The following is a 20,055-nucleotide window of genomic DNA, read 5'->3' as shown; positions in this document are numbered from 1 at the left end:
GTTATGCTTGATGGAATTATGTTAGGTTTGTCGACCGTACTCGACTGGAACAACTTGTTATATGTGATCGTAGGCTGCTTTGTTGGCACGTTCATTGGTATGCTACCAGGCCTTGGTCCAATTACTGCGATTGCGTTGATGATCCCGATCACTTACAGCATCGGTGCTGATTCGGGCATGATTTTAATGGCCGGTGTTTACTATGGGGCTATATTCGGTGGCTCTACTTCTTCTATTTTGATTAATGCGCCGGGTGTGGCGGGTACGGTAGCGTCATCGTTTGATGGCTACCCGCTAGCAAAGCAGGGTAAGGCAGGTAAAGCCCTTGCGATTGCGGCTTATTCATCCTTTATAGGCGGGACGATTGGCGCCATTTTATTGATGGTGGCTGCGCCATTATTAGCGAAAGTGTCATTAAGTTTTCAGTCGCCTGATTATGTTGTACTGATGTTTTTAGGCTTAACGGCTATCGCTGCGTTCTCTAATAAAGGACAATTTTTAAAAGCCATGATGATGACGGTATTTGGTTTGATGCTGGCAACGGTAGGTATTGATCCCTCTTCAGGTACCGAGCGCTTTACTTTTGGCCAAGCTGATTTATTAGATGGTATTAGCTTTTTATTAGTAGCAATGGCAACGTTTGCGTTGGCTGAGGCGTTGATTAATGTGGCACGCCCTGAAGCTGAACCAGATAAAAAAATTGATGATCCTGATACGCCAAAAATTGGCTCAACAAAACTGACTAAAGAAGAAGTAAAAGACATGGCTCCTGTGGTTGGGCGCTCATCTTTACTTGGTTTTATAGTCGGTGTGTTACCGGGCGCAGGGGCAACCATTGCTAGCTTTATGGCCTATGCCACTGAGCGTAACCTTGCTCCAAAGGCACTGAAAGATAAATTTGGTAAGGGCTCAATGCGTGGCTTAGCCGCACCCGAGTCTGCTAATAATGCTGCCTGTACGGGCTCATTTGTACCATTACTGACTTTAGGTATTCCAGGCTCTGGTACAACAGCGATCATGCTAGGTGCATTAATTGCTTACGGTATTCAGCCGGGCCCTATGTTAATGCAAGAAAACCCAAGCGTGTTTTGGGCTGTCATTGTCAGTATGTACTTTGGCAATATTGTACTGCTGATTTTGAATCTGCCGTTGATCCCATATTTCGCTAAAGTGTTGGCAATGCCTAAATCTGTGCTGACAGTGATGATTTTATTCTTCAGCTTAATTGGTGTGTATTTAGTGTCATTTAACACCTTTGATTTATTTATGATGGTGGGCTTTGCGCTGGTGGCCTTGGTGCTTCGATTGTTAGCTTTCCCGATGGCGCCTTTATTACTTGGCTTTATCCTCGGTGATATGATTGAGCGAAACTTCCGCCGTGCCATGATGATTTCAGATGGTTCACTAAGCTTTTTATGGGACCGCCCATTAACACTGAGTATTTTTGTGATTTCGATCTTAGTGTTGTTGTTCCCACTGAAAGACTATATTGTCCAACGTCGTAAAGAAAAAGCAGCTACGCAAGCAGAGCAACATGCGTAGAACAAGGCACTGATATGAGATACACCAATAAGCTAAACCCATTTCAGCATGTGGTTAAAAAACCCAAGCGCTTAGAAACGCGACTCATTATTTGGGTTACCGGTCTATGTGTTTTACAGGCTGTATTGTTTGGCGCATTGGTGTATCAGATCACCGCAGAAAGCTTACATAACCACATGGGTGATAAAGCGCTTGCGCTCGCAACCAGTATTGCCTCACGGGATGACGTGCAAAATGCATTGCAAACCAAGCAAGGGCTTGATGAGTTAAATACGCAAATAGAGCATATTCGTGAACTCACCGCAGCTAGCTTTATCGTGATTGGCGATAAGAATACCCGCCGCATTGTTCACCCAGATCCCGACAAGCTAGGTAAGCCGATGGTGGGTGGTGATAGTAAAGCGGCGCTGCGTGGTGAGCGGTATGTGTCAATTGCAAAAGGGAGTTTGGGTGAGTCTATTCGTGGCAAAGTCCCTGTGCTCTCAGAGCGAGGCGAAGTCATCGGCTTGGTATCGGTTGGCTTTTTAGTGCAATCAATTGAACCGCTTATTCGTGCTCGCAGTGCTGAAATTATGCTTTGGGGTTTGTTGTTAGTAGGTTTAAGTATTTTGGCCGCGGTGTATATTGGTCAACGGGTTCGTAATGCTATTTTTGGGTTACAGCCTGACGAAATAGCACGGTTGTTCTCTGAGCAAGATGCTATTTTGAATACTGTTCGTAGCGGCATTATCGCCCTCGATCCTGAAGGTAATGTACGTAACTTAAATCAACGTGCCTGCGAAATCCTCGGTAAACCGACCAGCTGTATTCATCAACCACTTAAACTTGCAGACTTACTTCCTGAACATAGCGAGTTTTTAATGCATAACCAACAGCGTCCGATTGTTGGTTTTGAATTATTTGCCGCCGATAAACGCATTGTGTTGTCGCGATATGCATTGCAAGTGCAAGGTCAGGCTGATGGTATTTTGTTGAGTATGCGCCCTGCGGATGAACTTGAATATTTATCGCAGCAATTAACCAAAGTGCAAGCCTTTGCTGAGTTATTACGAGTGCAAACGCATGATTACTCGAATAAGCTAAACTTAATTGGTGCGTTAATTCAGATGGGGCAAACGGATCAGGCGATTGAGTTAATTGGTCAAGAAAGTAAAGGCTCGCAAGCGCAGATCCATCATTTGCTCGAAAGGATCCAAGATCCGGTACTAGCAGGTTTATTGGTTGGTAAATACCATAAAGCCCGTGAATTAAACGTGATACTTGAGCTTAATCCAGATAGCTTATTAGGATCGATCACCCGTAAAGATATGCTTGAACGGGTTGTCTCGATACTTGGCAATTTGATTGATAACGCAATTGAAGCTGCTATTCGAGCTAGCGATACACGTACCCCTAAAGTTCGTGTTACGGTTGATGAAACCAGTAAAACATTATTGTTTGATGTTGAAGACAGCGGCTTTGGTTTAGGCGATGACAAGGATGTGATATTCACACCACAATACAGTTCTAAGTCAGGGGCAGAGCATGGTATTGGCCTTTATTTAGTTAAAACCAACTTAGATTCGTGTCGTGGTAGTTTAGAAATAGGTGAGTCTGATCTGATGGGAGCACGTTTAAGTGTCTACATTCCAAAATAATAAAAAATGATCAGCCTATAAATAAAAGGTAAAGAACATGACTTACTCAGTTGTCATTGTTGAAGACGAAGTAGAAGTAGCCCAATTATTGGCGCAATACTTATTACTTCCTCATGGCGTTGCTGGCCAACAAGGGGCGCGGCAAACACTGCGTCAGGGGCAATATCAGGTTGTGGGTATTGCAGGCAATCTTGCCACTGCGAAAGCGCTATTATCGGCGATTAATGCCGATTTAATTTTGCTCGATATTCATTTGCCCGATGGCAATGGTCTTGATTTACTTAATGAATTACGCCGCGAAGAAATGAAAAGCGAAGTAATGCTATTAACCGCAGCAAAAGAAGTAGAAACACTGGAAAAAGCCATGCAACTTGGTGCCTGTGACTTCTTAGTAAAACCATTAATGCTAAATCGTTTAGATCAAGCGTTGGCGCGATTCGAAGCAAGGCAACAATGTTTGTCAGATGCCGATGAAGTAACCCAATCTATGGTCGATACTTTATTTGGATCGCAAGAACAGTTAAAAGCCCCAGTCAGGTTGCCAAAAGGGGTGGATCAGCTTACTTTACAAAAGATCTTAAAAGCTTTTAAAGCGAATATTGGCACGGCTTTTACTGCTCAGCAAATGGGTGATTTAGTCGGCGTAAGCCGCTCAACAGCCCGTCGTTACCTAGAATACTTGCTTGAAGCTGAGCAAGTCAGTGCTGATCAGAGCTATGGAAGTATCGGGCGACCTGAGCGCTGTTATAAAATGACAAGTAGCTAATCGCATCATTTAATAGCCAAATCAGTGCTAAATTAGCGATTTTAGTAGCATAAACTCATTGTTCGGCACGTTAAAAAGTGCCGCTTATCCTGAGCATAGAAAAATTTTATAAAATTGATTGCATTTTAAGCGACTTCGATGGTGATGTTCGCTTTAAGTAATGCTATACTCCCGCCGAATAATTTTTCGACTTTATTAAGAGTAAAATAATGGCAGATTTATCGAAGTACAGAAATATTGGTATTTTCGCCCACGTTGACGCGGGTAAAACTACCACCACTGAGCGTATCCTTAAGCTTACGGGTAAAATTCATAAGACTGGTGAGGTACACGACGGTGAGTCTACTACTGACTTCATGGAACAAGAAGCTGAGCGCGGTATTACAATCCAATCAGCAGCTGTAACTTGTGAGTGGAAAGGCCACCGCTTAAACGTTATCGATACTCCGGGACACGTTGACTTTACAGTAGAAGTATACCGTTCACTTAAAGTACTAGACGGTGGTATCGGTGTATTCTGTGGTTCTGGTGGTGTTGAGCCGCAGTCAGAAACTAACTGGCGTTATGCGAACGAATCAGAAGTTGCACGTGTAATCTTCGTAAACAAATTAGACCGTATGGGTGCTGATTTTTACCGCGTTGTAGGTCAAGTTGAGAAAGTACTAGGTGCTAACCCACTAGTTATGACTTTACCAATCGGTATCGAAGACCAATTCACTGGTGTTGTAGACGTACTTGAGAAAAAAGCATACGTTTGGGACGAGACTGGTCTTCCTGAAAACTACGAAGTACAAGACGTTCCAGCTGACATGGTAGACAAAGTTGACGAATACCATGAGATGCTTGTTGAGTCTGCTGTTGAGCAAGACGAAGACCTAATGATGGCTTACATGGAAGGTGAAGAGCCTTCACTAGAAGACATCAAACGTTGTATCCGTAAAGGTACTCGTGATCTTGCGTTCTTCCCAACATACTGTGGTTCTGCATTCAAAAACAAAGGTATGCAGTTAGTATTAGACGCGGTTGTAGATTACCTACCTTCGCCTACAGAAGTTGACCCACAACCTCTAACTGATCCTGAAACAGGTGAGCCTACTGGTGAAGTAGCAACTGTTTCTGCAGATGAGCCACTTAAAGCGTTAGCGTTCAAAATCATGGACGACCGTTTCGGTGCACTTACGTTCATCCGTATCTACGCTGGTCGCATGAAGAAAGGTGACACAATCCTTAACTCAGCAACTGGTAAAACAGAGCGTATCGGCCGTATGGTTGAGATGCAAGCTGACGAGCGTAACGAACTTACTGAAGCACAAGCGGGTGACATCATCGCTGTTGTTGGTATGAAGAACGTTCAAACTGGTCACACTCTTTGTGATCCTAAGCATGAATGTACACTTGAAGCGATGATCTTCCCTGATCCAGTAATCTCAATCGCTGTTGCTCCTAAAGACAAAGGCGGTAACGAGAAGATGGGTATCGCGATCGGTAAAATGGTTGCAGAAGATCCTTCATTCCAAGTTGAAACTGACGAAGATTCAGGCGAAACCATCCTTAAAGGTATGGGTGAGCTTCACTTAGATATCAAAGTAGATATCCTTAAGCGTACTTACGGCGTAGACCTAGTTGTTGGTCAACCTCAGGTTGCTTACCGTGAAACTATCACGAAAGAAATCGAAGATAGCTACACGCATAAGAAACAATCTGGTGGTTCTGGTCAATTCGGTAAGATCGATTACCGCATCAAGCCAGGCGAGCAAAACTCAGGTTTCACGTTCTCTTCATCAGTTGTTGGTGGTAACGTACCTAAAGAATTCTGGCCTGCAGTTGAGAAAGGCTTCGCATCAATGATGCAAGAAGGTGTTCTAGCTGGCTTCCCAGTATTAGACGTTGAAGTTGAACTTTTCGACGGTGCTTTCCACGCAGTTGACTCATCAGCAATCGCGTTCGAAATCGCTGCTAAAGGCGCTTTCCGTCAGTCTATCCCTAAAGCGGGTGCACAACTTCTTGAGCCAATCATGAAAGTTGATGTATTCACTCCGGAAGACAACGTAGGTGACGTAATCGGTGACCTTAACCGTCGTCGTGGTATGATCAAAGACCAAGAAGCTGGCGCAATGGGCGTTCGCATCAAGGGTGATGTACCACTTTCTGAAATGTTCGGTTACATCGGCCACTTACGTACTATCACTTCTGGTCGTGGTCAGTTCTCTATGGAGTTCTCACACTACGCACCATGTCCTGCAAACGTTGCTGAAACAGTAATCGCTGCAGAAAAAGAGAAAAAAGCTGCTAAGTAATTAGCCTCTTAACTTCTTTTAAAAAAACCCGCACATGCTGCGGGTTTTTTATTACCTAAAAATCGTAAATATATTGTCGTAATTTTTTCGATTACAAAGTAATCATTTCTTTCCTTTGTATGTTAATTAACCATTCAGCTTTGAGTTATTAATGTACCGGTACAGGTATCGCACTTTTAAAGTATTTTCTAAATAGCTAATACGATTTAAGTGCTGCTGCTCTTAAATTGTACGATTTTAATACAAATTTCATTTTCAAGAAATATATAAGGTTATTAGTAAGTTGTAAGCTAATTACTTTGTTCTAGTAAAAAAGTGCTTTTTTGTACCTTGTGTACCTTTTTTAGTCTATGTAAAATGGCGCCCGAATGATTTTTTAATCATTTTGTATTAAACGTCTGCTTATTAAATATTACAACTATAGAAATATACTCATGAAAACGATTAAGTTAAGTCCTAATTGGACTCTACAGGGAAGCAAGATAGCACTGGCTATTCTTGTTGCATTAAGCGTTACTTTGCTAGGAGCATCAATTTTGATGCTATTGTTGCCTGTTCTGCTATTTATTACTCTATTAAATTTTTTAGAATTGCGCTTCTTACACTGTTACAAGGCGGGGATTTGTTATTCGCGAGGATTAGGTAAGCGTTACATCAACGCTGAAGATATTGTCACTGTTGAATTTAACCCAATGGCATTCATCACAGTATTTAAAATTACCTTAGCGAATGGTAAAACACACCAGTTTATGAACTGGCAGATTGATGAGCAGCAACAGATTGACATTGCTAAGCTCTATAAGTCAAAAGCAGGTTGTGCCATAAAGCCTAATCTGCAATGTAAAGCCTAATACTAGCAAGCCTCAATAATGCTAAATTAAGTGAACTGAAATAAAAAGGCCGCGAAATGCGGCCTTATTTATATATAGCGTCGTTTATTTTTTCATACGACGACGAAGTGCAAACGGTAAAGCAAGTAAGCTTAACCAAGCAAATGAACCAGAATCATCATCTTTTGACTCTTCTTCTGTTTCTTCTTCAACTTCTTCAGCTACATCTTCTACTTCATCATCAGCTTCATCGTTTGTGATGTTGATGTATAGCAGTTGTGCTTCTGATAGATTACCAGCGCTATCTTCTGCACGGATCATCAGCGTAAGCTTGTCTTCTTCTTCGAAGTCTAGCTCTTTAGCCACTGTGATTTCACCTGCAGCACTGATTGCAATTGCATCAGCATGCTCACCTTCAATGCTAAAGCTTACTACTGGGGTGTAATCAGCATCACCATCAGAGAAAACTAGTTGGCCAATCACAGCGCCAATTTCACTATTTTCTACGATTTCGAATGATTGACTCGCTTCGATTACTGGTGCCTGCTCTGCAGGAATAGGCTCTGCAGATTGAATATCAACAATTACTGGGTCGTGATCAGATGCGCGGTATGCATTGTCAGCGTATAGGCTAGCTTGTTGTGTCGATGACTTATACTCAAGGTTGTAGTCTAGGCTAATTGGCTCATCGGCATTGATATGCCAATCCGTAGCAGCAACAACTTTAGCTAGCATAGATTCAGAGACTAGTGCGTGGTCAAGGCTACCAATGCGGCCAGAGAAGCTATAAGAGTAACCTAATGTGTCGCCATCTAGTTCAGCAACCGCACTCTTCAGACCTTTATCTGCAAATGCACGAATAGGATCTTCCATCGCATAAGAGTTCATATCACCGACTAGGATGATATCTTCATCTTCAACTTCAGTTGGGTAAGTTGCTAACCAATCAGCATATGCATTTGCACCCGCAACACGGATTTCATTCCAACATGCTTGACCATCGCCTAAGTCAGCATTATTACCTTCAGCGCTACCACAGCCGCCTTTAGATTTTAGGTGGGCAACGGCAACAGTGAAGATTTCTTCGCTTTCAAGAGATTGGAAGCTTTGTGCAATTGGCGGGCGATTACTGTAATCGAAAGGTTCTACTGTAGTATGAGCAGCCTTACCAACTTCAGATACTTTATTTGAGCGATAAATCAGTGCTGTAGTGATTGCATCAGTACCAATTTGGTCAACACCGAAATCAACAAATGCGTAGGTATTTTCTGCATCTTCATCATTAAGTGCAGATACTAGGCTAGCAATAGCGCTATTTTCACCGAAACCGTCATTTTCGATTTCCATTAAGCCAATAACATCAGCGTTAATAGCTGTAATTGCACTAACTAATTTAGCTTCTTGGCGAATCAGCTCTTCTTCGCTATCTGCACCACGGCTAGTAGGGAAGCCTGCGCCTTGGCCATCACCATTGAAATAGTTTAAGACGTTGAAGCTTGCTACACGTAGGTCTGCATCTTCGTTAAGCTCTGGTGCATCTGTACGAGGGTTAGTCGCAGTGAACTCAGGTTGTACTGTAGGGTGAATACGGTAACGGTTGAAGCTGTAACCCATTACACCAGTAATCGTATTAACAGTATCGCCTAAACGTAACGTGTTATAGGCATCAAGGCCGGTACCTGGGTAGGCAATAGGATCAAGGTTTTGCTTTGTTGAACCATCGTCGATTAAGATTTGTTTTTTTAGGTTTTCAGCTTCAACAGCATTTGCTGCATCACCTGGTAGCGCAACTTGAGTACCTTGGTATAAACGCTCAGTACCTAAGTCAACTTCACCATAGCGACCAAGACCGTAGTTGTTATTAACGACTAAAGGTTGATCTATAGTTACTAACATACCTTCGTAAGCTTCAAGGTCTGCCACGTCAGTAACTGGTAAAGAAATAGCGGTTGCGTCAGTAGATAAACCTGTCGCACAGATCTCAACTTGGCTAACATCGCCTAGTTGTGTTGCGCTGTAGTATTCAGCCACGCTACCTTTAACGCGCACATGGTCACCAACAGCAACGTCGGTATCTGCGAAATAAACGAATACACCTTCAGAAGTAAGTGGGTTTTCATCAATATCAGCAGCAAGTGAGCTAATGAAGAAGCCTTTTAGTTGATCATCACCTTGGAAGTCAGCTGTAACAACACCTTCAACTTCTACTTCAGTGTCGATAAGCGGGCTGTCGCCGCCTTCACCTTGAATTGCGCTGATTAAGGTTTTTTCTGCACCACACTCAAGAGGATTAACTGGCTCTGATTCAGGCGTTGGCTCTGTGCTCTCACCATATTGACCTATATTGCTGAAATCGTCTTGGTCGAATTGCTCCCACTCATCGCTTGGATTAAACGCTGAGGTTGCATCAGTACGGCCTGAAGTGATTGTAGCTTTACGGCGAAGTGTTTTATTTTGTGTTGATACGCCGCCTTCATCCCATGCTGAGCCTGGATCTACGCCCAGTTGACCAAAGCTATCAACAATTGCACCGTCTTTAGTTAGCACCAATGCGTCATCACCGTTGAAATAAGTGATTGTTGATTCAGTGTCCGCGTTGGCTTTTAACTCATCTGCAGAGCTTGCATTAACAATAACGTAAGTTGCGTTTGCTGCAAGAGTACCGGTTAAAGCTAAGCTGTTATTCGGGTCTGCTAGATCGCCGTTACCATTTGAGTATAAAGAGATGGTGTAACCGTCAAGCGATAGCTCAGCACCAGAAGTGTTGTAAAGCTCTACCGCTTTATTGTTAGAGCTTCCTTCAACGTATTCAGAGATGATTAGGTTGGCAGAAGCAGGTGCGCTCAGGCTTGCAATCACAAGCGCGAGCGGCGTTAATTTTGTATTTATCATTATTTTTCCCGTGTATGTATTATAAAAGTCCCAATATGGGACACAGTACTTTAAGAAAAATCTATGACAAATTAAATACAAAATGTTAATAAAATAGGAATAATTACCAATTTTTAGAACATTTACTTTAGATTAGTTATTTTTTAACCAAATAGCTGCTTGTTTTGCAAAATAAGTCAGGATGCCATCGGCGCCAGCACGTTTAAATGCTAGTAATGATTCCATGATTATTGCTTCTTCTGCAAGCCAGCCGTTATCAATGGCTGCTTTATGCATGGCATATTCACCACTTACTTGGTAAGCAAAAGTGGGTACACCAAACTCATCTTTTACGCGGCGTACTACATCTAAATAAGGCATACCTGGTTTTACCATCACCATGTCTGCACCTTCTTGCAGATCGAGGGCTACTTCACGAATTGCTTCATCAGAGTTCGCAGGGTCCATTTGATAGGTCTTTTTGTCGGCACCTTTTAAGTTGCCTGCAGAACCTACCGCATCACGGAATGGGCCATAATAGCTAGAGGCGTATTTAGCAGAATAAGCCATGATACGAGTGTGGATATGGCCTTCGGCTTCGAGTGCTTCACGAATTGCACCAATACGTCCATCCATCATGTCTGATGGTGCAACTACATCCGCACCCGCTTCGGCATGCGATAGCGCTTGTTTAACTAAAATTTCAGTTGTTACATCGTTAATCACATAACCGTCTTCATCGATAATGCCGTCTTGACCATGAACGGTGAATGGGTCAAGTGCCACATCAGTGATCACACCTAGTGTAGGAAAAGCTTCTTTAAGCGCGCGGACAGTGCGTTGTGCTAATGCATCTGGGTTATAGGCTTCTTCAGCAAGTAGAGATTTTTTATCGCTCGGTGTTACCGGGAAAATAGCCACTGCAGGAACACCTAATTCAACAAGCTCTTTTGCTTCTTCAAGTAGTAAGTCGATAGAAAGACGCTCAATGCCAGGCATAGACTCAATAGCTTCGCGGCGGTTTTTACCTTCTAACACAAATACAGGAAAAATAAGGTCATTAACAGTTAGTTGGTTTTCAGCCATTAGGCGACGAGAGAAGTCATCACGACGCATGCGGCGCATACGTGTATAAGGGAAAAGGTCGAGTCCTGATTGGGCCATGCTTTGTATACTCCTAGTCTGGTAGAGGATAACTCACTACGCGATTTCGACCTGTTTGCTTGGCATGATATAAGGCTTTGTCGGCATAGTCAGTGAATAAACTTGGGTTATTAATGTCTTCAGCAATTGCGCTGTAAACACCTGCACTCAAAGTAAATTTAATCGTTGTTCCGGCAACTATTATATCAGTATTTTGGGCTGCTTTGCGTATTTGTTCGGCAATTTCTAATGCACCTGTCAGTGGCGTATTAGGCAACAGCACGACAAATTCTTCGCCTCCGTAGCGCGCCACTTCATCAAGAGGTCGTTTCAGGTGCTGTTTAATGACATCGGCAGCTGATTGAATGGTTTGATCACCGGTTAAATGACCGTAGGTGTCATTAATTACTTTGAAATGGTCAATATCTAACATGATGATGGCTAAAGGTGTTTGTTCACGTCGCGAGCGACGAATATCCATTAGTAGCTTTTTATCGAAGTAACGGCGGTTCTTGGTTTTTGTCAGCGCGTCTTCCATATTGAGTTGTTCAAGCTCTCGGTTTTTCTCTTCAAGCTCGCGTAATGTCACTTGTAACTCAAAGGTACGCTCCTCGATATTCGCTTCAAGGTCTTGGCGAGCTTGTTCTTGCAGTTCAAGGCGCTCGCGCATTAAAGTATCTTTAGCTTTGCTCTCAGCTAAGGCATTTTGTTGTGCTGCAACTTCAGCATCGCGCTGCATCAAAAACAGTTTTATAACTGCATAGCTTAAACTTAAGCTACAAACCAAAAAGCAAATAAAGGTAAGTGACAGCACTCCGATATTTAAATTAAACGGGTTAAATACCCCAAGTGCGCTGTAAATAATGGCGCAGAAGAAAGCGAATAGGGCGATTAGAAAAGCGCTACAAGGCTGTTTATACTCACGGTTAAACTGCTTTAGAGCAATACTTGCAAAGATGATAAGCACCACAGGTAAACTTAATAAGCAAAGTGTAATTGCAATATGAATTGGTAAGAGCCACATTATTACGGTGACAAGCACTACGACCCACGCTAGCCAATACTGAAAGCGATTTAAGCGAGATTTGGTAAAGCCGAATATATAGCCTTGCAAGGGCACAAATAACGCACCACAAATGAAAAATAGGCTCGGTATGGTGAGTTGTTGAAACGATGAACCGCTCGGTTGTAAGTAACGATAACCATAGCCATAAAGGTAGGCTAGCGACAACCAAAGTAAGGTAAGTAATAACCCAGTGTAGGCGAAATAGCGGCGTCTAGAAAAGCCATAAAGTACTAAATTAGTGAGTGCGAGCGATAAAATAAAACCGACTAATAAGCCGTACAATAAATTGAACTTACTTTTATGTTTTAGATATTCAGAGGGGCTCCAAAGGCTTAGAGGTACTCTTAGGCCACCGTTGTTTTTAATTTTTAGGTAGATTTCGGAATGACTGGCTTTTGGAATGGTTAATGAGGCTAGCAGCGATTCATTTTTAATTTGCCGACTAGCTAAAGGAACGGCGTCACCTATTTTGGTGTTAAATAACACATGCCCACCTTGCAGATGAAAGACGCTTACTTCATCGAGTAAAGGGTTATCTATCGATAATATAAGCGGTACATCATTTAATGAGGTGTTTTTTATCGATAGCTTGAGCCACAGAGGCTTTAAAGTCATGCCTAGATTTAAGGTTTCACCTCGGTTTTTCAGCCATTTTACATTAGCATTGCTAAATGCTTGTTGTTGAGTAATAGGATCAAGGGTGTACTCAACATTTAGCGTATGTTGAGACTTAAATTGTGAGCTAACAATAAGTGGGTTAGCCAATAAATAAGGAGTAAATAAAAAAACGAAGAGTACGCCACAAAGTGACCATAGGCGCTTCATCTTAACCCTTTATGGAAAATAATTGCTGAAAGTTTAGTGTAGTTTGTTTTGCCACTTCAGTAAATTCACAGCCTTTTAAATCAGCAATTTGCTGACACACATAAGGAAGGTTCTGAGGTTCATTGCGACGAGACTTCGGTCTTGGTCTAATATTTCTTGGCATTAAAAAAGGCGCATCAGTCTCGATTAACAAGCGTTCTAAAGGGATTGATGGCACTAAGGCTTGTAATTGCTCACCGCGGCGTTCATCGCAGACCCAACCCGTAACACCGATATAAAGCCCCATTGCTAGGTAACTTTGGAGCGCTTTTTCATCCCCCGTAAAACAGTGCAATACGCCTCGTACTTTGAAGTCACTTAAAATTGCGAGCATATCTTCACTAGCATCTCGCTCATGCAAGTAAACTGGCATATTCAGCTGCTCAGCAAGCTGCAGTTGGCGTCTAAAAACGCTACGCTGAACGTCCCGAGGAGAAAAGTCACGATTGTAATCGAGGCCACATTCACCAATAGCAACTACTTCATGGTTTTGGCTAAGCGTTGTTAAGTGTTCTTCAAGGTGTTCGTCGGCGGTTTTTGCATCATGAGGGTGAATTCCTGCAGTGCAAAATTGCTTAAATTGTTTGGCGAGGTTAAGAGAGGCTTGGCTACTTTGCAGATCGCAGCCAATAAGAAGCAGCTGCGTTACATTTGCCTCAGCGGCACGTTGTAACACAGCTTCATGAATATCATCAAATTGATGATTGCTTAAGTTGACGCCAGCATCAACCAGCGAAATGCTCATTAGTTAGTGCGCTTAACACGAATCGAACGGTTTTGGCCTTCAACTTTTAAAAGGAAAGAATTGAAAACGCCACGTTCAATAACCACAACATCTTGTTTTTTTAGACGTAAGCTATCAGAGCCAACTTGACGCCATTGTTGACCATTATCAAGTTCGATGATGAGTTCACCGTAAGGGGCTTTTTTCACGCTTTTTACACTGGCGCTAATTTGGTCATCGTTTACTTTAGCAACTTCTTTATGCTCTAAACCAAAGTCTTCATTTTTTGTTCTTACGATTTGTTCGTTTGTAGCTCCTGCTGCGGCAACAGGCGCTGGGGAAGCAGCTGCAGCTGAGCTTGCAACAGGTTGTTCAATTTGTTTTTTTGTCGCAGGCTTTGATAGTGATTTACCTGCCATCACGTTGTCGTAACAAAGTAAGCGGTTAAAATCATTTTCAACAAAAGTACACGCTTGTAGTGCTTGTAAGTTAACTTCGTTTGCTTGTGCAGTGCCAGTAATCGTTAACAGTGCAACGAATGGAATGAGTTGTTTTTTCATTTATTCCTCTGATTCCTGTTGAGGTTTGGCGGTATAAAATGCAGCCAAAATTAAACCTAATTCAAATAATAACAGCATGGGTAATGCTAGTAATGTTTGTGACAGTACATCAGGAGGTGTTAAAAACATGGCAACCACAAATACACCTACCACGATATAAGGTCGTTTTTCTTTTAAACTTTTTGTTGTTGTTGCGCCACTCCAGCATAACAGCATGATTGCAACAGGTATTTCAAAGGCAATACCAAAAGCAAAAAAGAGCTTTAAAGCAAAACTTAAGTAGCTACTAATATCAGGCGCTAATGTCATCATATCAGGGCCAGTGTTAGTGAAAAACCCTAAAATAATAGGTAACACCACAAAGTAGCAAAATGCGATACCACTATAAAATAGCAAGATGCTAGAGGCCAAAATTGGCATTAGCATACGCTTTTCATGTTGATACAAGCCAGGTGCTATAAAGCTCCAAACTTGGTGTAGTATCATAGGAATAGCAGCAAATAACGCCACAAATAAGGTGAGTTTAAACGGTGCAAAAAAAGGTGCCGTTACATCCGTTGCGATCATGGTGGCAGTGCTAGGCAAGTTTGCAATAAGTGGTGCTGCAACAAAGCTATATATATCGTTGGCAAAGTACACCAAGGCGATAAATATTAGCAAAATGCTTAACAAAGCTTTCATGAGTCGATTTCGTAACTCAATTAAGTGGCCAACAAAGCCTGTGTGAGCTTGCTCGGTCATAGTTTACTATTCATCATCATTGTTATTGACCACAAAAGCAGAGATTAAATTCACTTTTTTTCGTCATTATTGTTACTTTCTGCTTTTTCAGGCGTGTCTTTTTTGTAACTGTGGGTGACTGACTGAGCAGCCTTTTGAAGTTCGTTTACAGAGTCTTGCAGATCTGGAGATAGTTCTTGCAAGTTTTGTTGCTCTGCTTTTTTTAAGTTTTCGTGAAGCTCATGGATACGGAGTTCTTCGTTCACTTCTGCTTTCACTGAGTTGGCGACTGACTTTAAGGTTTTTACCCAGCGGCTAACCGTGCGAATTGCCACAGGCAAGCGCTCTGGGCCTAATACAATTAGACCCACGATCAGTACGACAACAAGTTCCCACATCCCCATGTTGATTAAGCCTTATGGTCGTCTTTGCTTTTCTCTACGGTTTCTTTGTTTTGCGTGTTAGAAGCTTGGTCTATTTGCTCGCTTTTAGCGCTAGCTTGGTCATCATCAGACACGGCTTTTTTAAAGCCTTTTACTGCGCTACCTAAATCACCGCCGATGCCACGAAGTTTTTTTGTGCCAAATAACAACACGATGATCGCCAAAATAATGATTAATTGCCAAATACTGATACCACCAAAACCCATGGGTTACTCCGTTTTTTCAAATTTATCGAATAGACTTGTCTCGATTATACTCACCAAAACATAAATAGCACTTAGTTTATGCGCTACGCCATGCTGCAATAAAGCCTGCTACAGCAAAGCCTGCGGTAATTGCACTGGCAACTAAGTCATGCTGCAAATAACATAAGCCTGAAACAATCAAGCAGCTGCCAGCAAAGATGCTAAGTAACAAAGGTTTAGCAGATTGCGGCGCTGGCAATTGTACAGGTTGTTGTTGACGCTTTAAGTTTTGATAAATTAAATCAGGTAATTCAGGCATTTTTTCTGCCCAAAATGGCAAGTTCGCATACATTTTTTTCATTACTGCAAGCGGACCAACTTGTTCTTTGACCCAATCTTCTAGAAAAGGTTTAGCTGTTTTCCATAAATCAAGCTGCGGATACAGTTGTCTGCCAAGGCCTTCAACATACAACAGCGTCTTTTGCAGTAATACTAATTGCGGTTGAACTTGCATATTAAAGCGACGAGCCGTATTAAACAGGTTGACTAACACATGGCCAAACGAGATTTCGGCCAGTGGTTTATTGAAAATTGGCTCACACACAGTACGAATGGCAAATTCAAACTCTTCAATGCTGGTATCGGCGGGTACCCAGCCAGAATCAACGTGTAGCTGTGCTACTTGGCGGTAATCACGATTGAAAAAGGCAATAAAGTTTTCTGCTAAATAGCGCTTATCTTCACGATTAAGGGTGCCAACAATACCGCAATCAATACCTATGTATTTGGGGTTATGAGGGTTTTCACGAGAAACGAAGATATTACCTGGGTGCATATCAGCGTGGAAGAAGCTATCACGGAATACTTGTGTGAAAAATACTTCAACACCGCGCTCAGCTAGCAGCTGCATATTGGTATTTTGTGCCAGCAATGCTTCGGTATCTGATACCGGAATACCGTAAATGCGCTCCATTACTAATACGTTACTGCGGCTGTAGTCGCTGTAAACAAAAGGAATGTAGAGCGAATCTGAGTCTTCAAAGTTACGGCGTAGCTGAATCGCATTCGCCCCTTCACGCATTAAGTCGAGCTCATCGAGCAAGGTTTTTTTGTACTCGTTTACTACCTCAATAGGGCGTAAACGTTTCGCTTCTTTTAATAACTTAGCCACTAAGCGTGCGACTTTTTGCATTAGCATTAAGTCGGCATCAATTTGCTCTTTAATGTTAGGGCGAATGACCTTAATCACTACATCTTGTGGTGCGCCATGCTCATCAATTAAGGTTGCCGTGTGAACTTGTGCAATCGAGGCTGATGCTAAAGGTGTTTGCGAAAAATCACTAAACAATTCACTAATATCATTAATACCCAGCGCTTTTTCAATAAGCTGCTGGGCAAGTTCACCTTCAAAAGGTTCAACCTGATCTTGTAGTAGTGCAAGCTCTAATGCGACATCATGAGGGAGTAAATCACGGCGTGTTGAAAGCATTTGGCCAAACTTGATCCATACAGGGCCAAGCTCTTGCAGAGCAAGTCGTAAGCGCATACCTGCAGGTTTATCTTTATGTTGGTTGCGTAACCAAAATAAGCTGCCACGGGCGAGTTTGGCAAACCAAGGCACTCGTTTACGTGGAATTAATTCGTCTAAGCCATAGCTCAGTAGGGTTTTAGTGATGTAATAAAGACGAGCAGACGACACACAAGTTCCTTAGCGCATTAGCGAGACTGTAACAGCGCGTTAATTCGCATCTCTAATTGAGATACTTGGCTTTTTAATTGGCGGTTTTGCTGTTTAAATTCAGCAAGCTCAAGAGGGTGTATGGTCACTGCTAACTCATCTTGGCAAAGCGTTGTTAAGGTGTTTTCTAACTTACTTTTTGTTTGTGAACCACGACGCTTTAAAGCTTGAATAGAGAGCCACAACTGTTGTGCTGGGGCATCGCCAATGTACCGAGAAAAATGTTCTGGCCAATCAATATCAAGCTCAGCAAAGGCATTGCTAAAGCCTTGCGCAAGATTTAAATCGCCTTGTAAGTCGAGCTTATCTTGGCGAATGAGTTGCGTGAGCATTGATGGATCTTTAAGCGCCAACAAGGTGTCGATATCGGCGCTGATCATGCAATCAAAACTACGCTCTTGCGTACTGTATAAGTGAATTTGCTCGTCGCTGTAAACACACAAAATTGACTGTTGCCAATCACGTATCTCAATCAACAGCTGTTTATCAGCAATTGCTGCAAGCTTACCCTTTAACTGAGGGTCTAACTGCAGCAGTTGATTAATGATTCGTTCGACTAGTGATAACAGAGCGTTTGCTAACATCGCGTTACCTACTTAATTTACAGAATTTTTAGTATTTAAAACCACGGTGAAGGGCAACAATACCGCCAGTAAGGTTTTGATAACTGGTTTGTTCAAAACCAGCATCTTCCATCATGCCTTTTAATGTTTCTTGATCTGGATGCATACGGATTGATTCAGCAAGATATTGATAAGACTCGCCATCATTCGCAACCAGCTCACCCATCTTAGGTAAGATATTAAATGAGTAGAAATCGTAGGCTTTGCTTAATACTTCTTGTTCTGGTTTTGAGAACTCAAGCACGAGTAAACGGCCACCTGGCTTAAGAATACGATACATTGAACGCAGAGCTTTATCTTTATCGGTCACGTTACGAAGACCAAAGGCAATCGTAATTAAGTCGAAGCTGTTATCAGGAAATGGCAATGCTTCTGCATTCATTTGAACATATTCGATATTGCCAACACGACCTAGGTTACGCAGTTTCTCACGGCCAACTTTCAGCATCGAAGAGTTAATATCGCCTAAGATAACCTGACCGGTTTCACCCACTAGCTGACTAAATTTAGCGGTTAAATCACCTGTACCGCCGGCAAGATCTAATACATAGTGACCTTTGCGAACACCTGAACTTGCAATAGTTTGGCGTTTCCATAAACGATGAATACCGAACGACATAAGATCATTCATTACGTCATACTTTGCAGCGACTGAGTGGAATACATCTGCAACCATTGATGCTTTGTCGTTTTCAGCAACGGTTTTATAGCCAAAATGCGTGGTCTTTTCTTGATTCTCGTTCATGATTAATCTCTATCGTGGCAATAAAGACTAGTGTACTTGATTGTAGCTGTGGGGTGCAATTTGATTATAACTAAATCATCAGATTAGCGTGGCTTTTCATGACTTAGCGCAGTTTTAAACTTTATTGGCCGGCAATAAAACTACTTTGCCCTAGCGACTTGGCTTTAGCGGCTGCTAAAGAGGCTTTACGGGCTAAACTGTTAAAGTCGCCATCGCCTTCATGTTTAGCGATGCCTAGGGCTAGGGTGATAGCTGGAAGTTTGGTGCCATTTTTTGAGCTGACAAAGCGCAGCTTTTCTACACCATTTCGTACTTTTTCGGCAATTAAGTTGGCAGTTTCAGGCTCTATATCAGCAAGTAGGATGGTAAATTCATCTTTACTTGTGCGCCCAGGTAAACCGCTTTCTTGTACGTATTTTTGCACTTGCTTGGCGACTTTACTCAAAATAACTTCACCAATGACATCGCCATAGTTTTCAATAAAATGGTTTAAGTTCTCAATGTGAATAGAGATAGCACAAACCGCTTTATTTTGGCCGACCCAGAGCTGGGTTTGTTGATTCAAGTAATGGCGCTTGTATAAGCCGGTTTGTTGGTCGGTAATGTGTTGTTTGCGTAATTGAGTGAGCTGTTTTTGGGTTTTTTCTTGCAGCGATTTGGCTTTTGCTATTTCTTGCTTAAATTGACGGTGTTGATTGAGCAGCACTTCTGATTGCTTACCGAGCATTTTTAATGCGTGACGCGTTTGCTCAATATTGTTTTCATCGATTGAATGCACACAGTCACTAACTTGATCAGCAAAGCGCACAATATTTTGTTCGTTATTGCTAGCATTACGTGAAAGAGTGTTAATAACGGAATCAACGTTGCGAACAATGGCGGTTTTCATTTTATGGCCTTGCTCTATAAAATCGAAATAAAGCTGTTCTACATAGACACAATCGATGGTTTTTCTTTGTGCGATGGCACGGTCAATAGCGGCGTTAAGTTTTGGGTTAGACTGACTGACGTAGGTGTAAACAACTTGGTAGTTAAGTGGTGACGGCGGTAATGCATGATGTTCTAAAAAGATACATACCTTTGTCATTTTTTCTTGAGCAATAGCCATGGGATCATGGAACATCATTTTTCAATACCACTAAATACGCATATCAACCAATTAATCATCTCTTCCGTAAAGTTTATTTGCTTCCAAGCATAAATACCGAGTCTACAGTAATCTGTAATCAGTCTATTTAAAAGCAAAATCGCTAATTTTGGAACTTAAATTTGTTTCGTTTGTGTCTATTAGCTGATTTTCT

The 20,055-nt window shown here is 42.1% G+C and carries 17 protein-coding genes; 5 read left to right on the top strand and 12 right to left on the bottom strand.

Annotation, left to right across the window (positions count from 1 at the left end; translation table 11 throughout):
• Window positions 1–3 precede the first annotated feature (3 nt).
• The 5 genes from VRK28_RS11000 (at window position 4) to VRK28_RS10980 (ending at window position 7,093) form a co-directional block, all read left to right on the top strand.
• On the top strand, window positions 4–1,542 hold the full coding sequence (locus VRK28_RS11000) for a tripartite tricarboxylate transporter permease (RefSeq protein WP_054552331.1): 1,539 nt from the start codon (window positions 4–6) through the stop codon (window positions 1,540–1,542).
• Between the two features lie 14 nt (window positions 1,543–1,556).
• Window positions 1,557–3,179: an ATP-binding protein gene (locus VRK28_RS10995; protein ID WP_062566305.1), complete on the top strand. Its 1,623-nt coding sequence runs from the start codon at window positions 1,557–1,559 to the stop codon at window positions 3,177–3,179.
• Window positions 3,180–3,216: 37 nt separating this feature from the next.
• Window positions 3,217–3,945, top strand: a complete 729-nt coding sequence (locus VRK28_RS10990) for a response regulator (protein ID WP_054552333.1) — start codon at window positions 3,217–3,219, stop codon at window positions 3,943–3,945.
• Window positions 3,946–4,154: 209 nt separating this feature from the next.
• On the top strand, window positions 4,155–6,242 hold the full coding sequence (fusA, locus tag VRK28_RS10985; RefSeq protein WP_062566304.1) for an elongation factor G: 2,088 nt from the start codon (window positions 4,155–4,157) through the stop codon (window positions 6,240–6,242).
• 434 nt (window positions 6,243–6,676) lie between these two features.
• Window positions 6,677–7,093 carry a hypothetical protein gene (locus VRK28_RS10980; RefSeq protein ID WP_130167370.1) on the top strand — a complete coding sequence of 139 codons (417 nt, stop codon included), beginning with the start codon at window positions 6,677–6,679 and terminating at the stop codon, window positions 7,091–7,093.
• Between the two features lie 84 nt (window positions 7,094–7,177).
• Here the strand turns inward: VRK28_RS10980 and VRK28_RS10975 are convergent, their stop codons facing one another.
• The 12 genes from VRK28_RS10975 to VRK28_RS10920 form a co-directional block, all read right to left on the bottom strand.
• On the bottom strand, window positions 7,178–9,964 hold the full coding sequence (locus tag VRK28_RS10975; RefSeq protein ID WP_332393927.1) for an ExeM/NucH family extracellular endonuclease: 2,787 nt from the start codon (window positions 9,962–9,964) through the stop codon (window positions 7,178–7,180).
• 132 nt (window positions 9,965–10,096) lie between these two features.
• The gene (hemB, locus tag VRK28_RS10970; RefSeq protein ID WP_062566302.1) at window positions 10,097–11,107 is read right to left on the bottom strand and encodes a porphobilinogen synthase; all 1,011 of its coding nucleotides are present in this window, start codon (window positions 11,105–11,107) and stop codon (window positions 10,097–10,099) included.
• A 13-nt stretch (window positions 11,108–11,120) separates the two neighbouring features.
• On the bottom strand, window positions 11,121–12,977 hold the full coding sequence (locus VRK28_RS10965; RefSeq protein ID WP_332393926.1) for a sensor domain-containing diguanylate cyclase: 1,857 nt from the start codon (window positions 12,975–12,977) through the stop codon (window positions 11,121–11,123).
• A 1-nt stretch (window position 12,978) separates the two neighbouring features.
• Complete coding sequence (locus tag VRK28_RS10960; RefSeq protein ID WP_062566301.1) at window positions 12,979–13,761, bottom strand: TatD family hydrolase; 783 nt, start codon at window positions 13,759–13,761, stop codon at window positions 12,979–12,981.
• Window positions 13,761–14,300, bottom strand: coding sequence for a hypothetical protein (locus tag VRK28_RS10955; protein ID WP_054562926.1), 540 nt, complete (start codon window positions 14,298–14,300; stop codon window positions 13,761–13,763). The genes VRK28_RS10960 and VRK28_RS10955 overlap by 1 nt, the downstream gene beginning before the upstream one ends.
• Window positions 14,301–15,041, bottom strand: coding sequence for a twin-arginine translocase subunit TatC (gene tatC, locus VRK28_RS10950; RefSeq protein ID WP_054552341.1), 741 nt, complete (start codon window positions 15,039–15,041; stop codon window positions 14,301–14,303). It lies immediately after the preceding gene.
• 50 nt (window positions 15,042–15,091) lie between these two features.
• Window positions 15,092–15,424 carry a Sec-independent protein translocase protein TatB gene (tatB, locus tag VRK28_RS10945; protein WP_054562925.1) on the bottom strand — a complete coding sequence of 111 codons (333 nt, stop codon included), beginning with the start codon at window positions 15,422–15,424 and terminating at the stop codon, window positions 15,092–15,094.
• Between the two features lie 5 nt (window positions 15,425–15,429).
• Window positions 15,430–15,669 carry a Sec-independent protein translocase subunit TatA gene (tatA, locus tag VRK28_RS10940; protein ID WP_332393925.1) on the bottom strand — a complete coding sequence of 80 codons (240 nt, stop codon included), beginning with the start codon at window positions 15,667–15,669 and terminating at the stop codon, window positions 15,430–15,432.
• Window positions 15,670–15,745: 76 nt separating this feature from the next.
• Window positions 15,746–17,347 carry a ubiquinone biosynthesis regulatory protein kinase UbiB gene (gene ubiB, locus VRK28_RS10935; protein ID WP_055198579.1) on the bottom strand — a complete coding sequence of 534 codons (1,602 nt, stop codon included), beginning with the start codon at window positions 17,345–17,347 and terminating at the stop codon, window positions 15,746–15,748.
• Between the two features lie 17 nt (window positions 17,348–17,364).
• Entirely contained in the window at window positions 17,365–17,970 is a 606-nt protein-coding gene (locus VRK28_RS10930; protein ID WP_058586104.1) for a ubiquinone biosynthesis accessory factor UbiJ, read from the bottom strand.
• A gap of 28 nt (window positions 17,971–17,998) precedes the next feature.
• Window positions 17,999–18,754: a bifunctional demethylmenaquinone methyltransferase/2-methoxy-6-polyprenyl-1,4-benzoquinol methylase UbiE gene (gene ubiE, locus VRK28_RS10925; protein ID WP_062566299.1), complete on the bottom strand. Its 756-nt coding sequence runs from the start codon at window positions 18,752–18,754 to the stop codon at window positions 17,999–18,001.
• 121 nt (window positions 18,755–18,875) lie between these two features.
• Window positions 18,876–19,862: a GGDEF domain-containing protein gene (locus VRK28_RS10920; protein ID WP_062566389.1), complete on the bottom strand. Its 987-nt coding sequence runs from the start codon at window positions 19,860–19,862 to the stop codon at window positions 18,876–18,878.
• Window positions 19,863–20,055: the final 193 nt, after the last annotated feature.

Source organism: Pseudoalteromonas sp. P80D2 (assembly GCF_036680945.1).
Taxonomy (GTDB): domain Bacteria; phylum Pseudomonadota; class Gammaproteobacteria; order Enterobacterales; family Alteromonadaceae; genus Pseudoalteromonas; species Pseudoalteromonas shioyasakiensis.
The sequence above is the reverse complement of the archived record's forward strand: the minus strand, read 5'-3'. Positions and strand labels throughout refer to the sequence as shown.